Origin of the sequence: Bartonella sp. CM86QHHN (genome assembly GCF_042194695.1) — a bacterium.
In the GTDB taxonomy this organism is placed as follows: domain Bacteria; phylum Pseudomonadota; class Alphaproteobacteria; order Rhizobiales; family Rhizobiaceae; genus Bartonella.
The window spans coordinates 1-3,515 of sequence record NZ_JBHIND010000088.1 but is presented as its reverse complement, the minus strand read 5'-3'; the positions used below and the strand labels follow the sequence as shown (position 1 = coordinate 3,515).

Sequence of the window (3,515 nt, the reverse complement as noted above, 5' to 3'; positions counted from 1 at the left end):
CAAGTTGAAAGGAATTCCACCATGCTCGCCCCGTCCAGGCGGGTTGAAAGCGTGCCGAAATCCCTAGCCATTCAAGCCCCACCTCTATTGCAGCAAGGGAGCCGCGCAAACGCTGCCATTGAAGCCCTTGATCAATCAAATCATAGAGGTTTGGAACATAAGGCGTAAGCTCTCCAAGCCCGTATTCTTCAATGAGCCACGGCAAGAAACGGGGAGGGCGTGTGATCAGTTTTGCGCGTGAAATCCCCAAAACAGAACCATCAATATCTTGATGAAAATCGCAAGCATCGGCAAGGCGCTTTTCAAATTCTGTTGCGTTTGTGGGAAGGAGGGAACCAACCATTAGCGCGCACGCCCTTTGAAGTTTAAGGTGATTTTTCCAATCGATAAAATTTCTTCATCACAAACCATACTGTCTTGTGTTGGGGTAATGGCAATGACTTTTTGGACACCAGAAATCATTAGTTTTGAAATCCACCACGAGAGGCTTAATTCACGACCAATGGCTTGTTCTTGTCTCCATGCTGCTCTTAAATTTGCCTCCATTGTCGTGAGAATTTTCAAAGATGTTTCCGATAACAGCCAAACATCTGCTTCTAAGTCCAGCACTTTTTTAACAGCAGCATGCACAATAATCGTATCATTGGTCATGATGATATTTTTTCTGTGAAGAGCTTGTGAAACTGTTTGTAAGAGATCTTCAGAGGCTGTTCCTTCTTCATTATTGCCAAAAACAGCAACATAGATGGTTGGGTCTTTGCCTTTACGATAAATAATCGCATCCTTCACACGGCTATCGGCTGTTAAGGCTATAAGCTTGTAATAGGGTTCTGTTCCACTTCCGTTTCCTCCACGGGCATGAAGCTGTATGCGTTCACGATATCTCTCGTCACTTTCTCCCTCCATACGGGTAAGGCCATGCCAATTCCCTAAAGCATCAAGAGATTCACCGATTGCAAAGTCAAGAATGTTGTTGCGTGCTGCTTCGTTAATACGCTGCCTTAAAAGCAGTTCTCGATAGCTAAAAGCCTCAATGACTTTTACTGCCGGATCACTTTCTAAAAATGTATAATGAGGCAAAAGCTCTTTTAAATGGGCAAGAGCCGCTGCCCGTATTTCTTCAAAAGAAAGTTCCGTGATGATTTCTGGTTTTGCAAGCACTCCATTCATTTTATCAGTAATCCTTCCATGGTAATGGGCTTGCCTGATGGCAAATAAAGTCCTTCAAAGGATAAAGAAACTTGTCCAGTTTCAAGCATTTGAAAATCAATCTTTTTAAGCTTAAAACGCGGTTCCCATTTGTCTAAAGCCTCGGCAATGGCGGCATAAAGGGCAACGGCAAAACTATTATTCACTGGCGCATCAATAATATCGGCAACGCGTGAACCATAATCACGTCGCATCACCCGTGTGCCAATGCGTGTTGATAAGATATCAATAATCGATTGCCGCAAATGATCAATGCCGGTCAATGGCTTTCCTGTTGTACGGTCCATTCCACTGTTCAATTGGGACCTCCTGTCATAGAACCACCAGAAGTAACACCGCCATGAACATGTGTTGCTCCTACATTGGTGCCGTTATGCTTTAGTCCACTTGAATGAATGGAAACATTATTCCCAGAATAAAGAGAGAGACTATCATTCGAATTCAGTGAAATGCCATCACCAGCCTTCAAAGAGATGTTGCCTTTTGCGTTTAAATTTATATCGCTTTCTGAAACAATCTTTATGCCTTCCGGTGCGGTAAGCTCTAGCTTGCCACCATCACCTTTTAGTGACACACCATCAGCAATCGTGAGAAGAAATTTTCCACCTGATTTGATATGAATTCCATAAGTATTTTGTTCATCATCATATTCAAGGCTGGTTCCATCAGGGTATATCGTTCGGTGAATGCTGCCCTTATCGGCTGCTTGATTAGCATCGGTGTGAAGTGAACCAACAATCACTCCTTGTGATAAATCGCCTGATGAGGCGATAACAACCACTTGCTCTCCAACATCACGTCCTTCATAGGAGCGTGTTTTACCGGCGCGGGCTTGTGTGTCTGGAATCCAGTCACTGACAAGATTGCCACTTTTTATCCGATAGCGTGCGTTTTTATGGTCGACATGGCTAATCTTCCCCACCACAACCATATTTGCTACACGTCTCTTTAGATCTGTGATCTCTTTATCGCGCCGCTCTAACATGTCCACCTTCAATTTTATGGTATTTGTCTTGGTTTCCCATACCTGTTTCGGGTTTAAAACCGACAAGGGGTTCAACAACTCTTTCGGTTGCCTTTCCTTCATCAAGGCAGGGGATATTGGTGACGTAAGTTACGTCAAAGGTTAAAATTGCACCGTGGAGTGCTAGAGCGCCATTATCGCCAAAGGCAAAAGCAATATTTTGCAGGCGGCATGTCTCAACGGTGTTGTTAAGATTGGGGTTGGCATGGAAAATCTCTTCAACTTCCCACGCTAATTGGTCAACAAAACGTGCGCCATCTTCACATGTTGCATAACATTCAACATCTACTGTTAAAACACGCCGCCTTAAGCCAAAATCATGTCCATCTTCAATGGTTTCACTTTGCGTTGAGATATTAATAGCTGGCATTGCTTCAATAAATAAATTGAAATCACGCATATTGAAAACATTGGCACCAGCTGCCGTCTTTGCTGCCTTTATCAACGCAACAAATGTTTCTCTTATCGTCTCACGGGGGTGCATAAATGTTTCTGTCATTTAACATTTATCCTTTTCTTAAAACTAGTATCATGTTATGATACATAAAAGAACGAATAGAGGTGATTTGGTGATTGAATCTTTTGCTGATAAGCGGTGTAAAGATCTTTTAGAAGGCAATCTGCCCAGAGGCTTTCCCACCACTCTAGTGCGTATAGCCCAAAGAAAGTTGTTTATGCTCGATAAAGCAGTTGATCTTAAAGATTTGCGCAGTCCTCCGGGAAATCGTCTAGAAGCGTTGAAAGGAGAGCGTAAAGGTCAATATTCTATCCGTATTAATGACCAGTTTCGTATTTGTTTTGAATGGCGCTCTAATGGTGCCTATGAAGTTGAAATCGTAGATTATCATTGATCTGTAGGAGGTCGAGATGAAAAATTATATAGCGATTCATCCCGGAGAAATTTTACGAGAGGAATATTTAAAAGAATATGCCCTCTCTGCTTATGCTCTTGCAAAAGCATTAAATGTTCCACGCACGAGAATAGAACGTATTGTTGCTGAAAATAGTCCAGTGACTCCCGATACTGCTCTCAGATTAGCCTATTTTTTTGATACTACTGCTGAATTTTGGCTTAACATGCAAGCTGCTTATGACGTTAGTATATTACAAACTGAAAAAGCAGACGAATTTGCCAAAATCAATAAATTTGAATGTAGGGTTTAACCACCTCCCCATCTTAAGAACGGGGAGGGGAGATGTTTTTTTTACTTAAGCAACCTTTTTAATGGGGCTCTCTAAATCTGGTTCGTAAGTTCGCAACAAAGAATCCATGCTATGTGGC

General features: G+C 42.3%; 7 protein-coding genes. 2 read left to right on the top strand and 5 right to left on the bottom strand.

Annotation, left to right across the window (positions count from 1 at the left end; translation table 11 throughout):
* The 5 genes from ACFIKX_RS09595 to ACFIKX_RS09575 form a co-directional block, all read right to left on the bottom strand.
* The coding region (locus ACFIKX_RS09595) for a phage tail protein (RefSeq protein WP_375661249.1) at positions 1–343 on the bottom strand (343 nt) is incomplete at its 3' end.
* On the bottom strand, positions 343–1,170 hold the full coding sequence (locus tag ACFIKX_RS09590) for a baseplate J/gp47 family protein (protein WP_375646137.1): 828 nt from the start codon (positions 1,168–1,170) through the stop codon (positions 343–345). The genes ACFIKX_RS09590 and ACFIKX_RS09595, both read right to left, overlap by 1 nt.
* The gene (locus tag ACFIKX_RS09585; RefSeq protein WP_375637330.1) at positions 1,167–1,508 is read right to left on the bottom strand and encodes a GPW/gp25 family protein; all 342 of its coding nucleotides are present in this window, start codon (positions 1,506–1,508) and stop codon (positions 1,167–1,169) included. Before ACFIKX_RS09585 ends, ACFIKX_RS09590 begins: the two co-directional genes overlap by 4 nt.
* Positions 1,505–2,194, bottom strand: coding sequence for a phage baseplate assembly protein V (locus ACFIKX_RS09580; protein WP_375661248.1), 690 nt, complete (start codon positions 2,192–2,194; stop codon positions 1,505–1,507). The genes ACFIKX_RS09585 and ACFIKX_RS09580 overlap by 4 nt, the downstream gene beginning before the upstream one ends.
* Positions 2,175–2,717: a hypothetical protein gene (locus ACFIKX_RS09575; RefSeq protein ID WP_375646170.1), complete on the bottom strand. Its 543-nt coding sequence runs from the start codon at positions 2,715–2,717 to the stop codon at positions 2,175–2,177. Before ACFIKX_RS09575 ends, ACFIKX_RS09580 begins: the two co-directional genes overlap by 20 nt.
* 52 nt (positions 2,718–2,769) lie before the next feature.
* Between ACFIKX_RS09575 and ACFIKX_RS09570 the strand changes: the two genes are divergently transcribed.
* Positions 2,770–3,084, top strand: a complete 315-nt coding sequence (locus tag ACFIKX_RS09570) for a type II toxin-antitoxin system RelE/ParE family toxin (RefSeq protein ID WP_375646167.1) — start codon at positions 2,770–2,772, stop codon at positions 3,082–3,084.
* Between the two features lie 16 nt (positions 3,085–3,100).
* Positions 3,101–3,397 carry a HigA family addiction module antitoxin gene (locus ACFIKX_RS09565; protein ID WP_004861504.1) on the top strand — a complete coding sequence of 99 codons (297 nt, stop codon included), beginning with the start codon at positions 3,101–3,103 and terminating at the stop codon, positions 3,395–3,397.
* Positions 3,398–3,515 lie beyond the last annotated feature (118 nt).

Excerpts from the sequence above, each read along its gene's own strand:
- ACFIKX_RS09565 (WP_004861504.1), top strand. The coding sequence starts at position 3,101 with ATGAAAAATTATATAGCGATTCATCCCGGAGAAATTTTACGAGAGGAA.
- ACFIKX_RS09575 (WP_375646170.1), bottom strand. The coding sequence starts at position 2,717 with ATGCACCCCCGTGAGACGATAAGAGAAACATTTGTTGCGTTGATAAAG.
- ACFIKX_RS09570 (WP_375646167.1), top strand. The coding sequence starts at position 2,770 with ATGATACATAAAAGAACGAATAGAGGTGATTTGGTGATTGAATCTTTT.
- ACFIKX_RS09590 (WP_375646137.1), bottom strand. The coding sequence starts at position 1,170 with ATGAATGGAGTGCTTGCAAAACCAGAAATCATCACGGAACTTTCTTTT.
- ACFIKX_RS09580 (WP_375661248.1), bottom strand. The coding sequence starts at position 2,194 with ATGTTAGAGCGGCGCGATAAAGAGATCACAGATCTAAAGAGACGTGTA.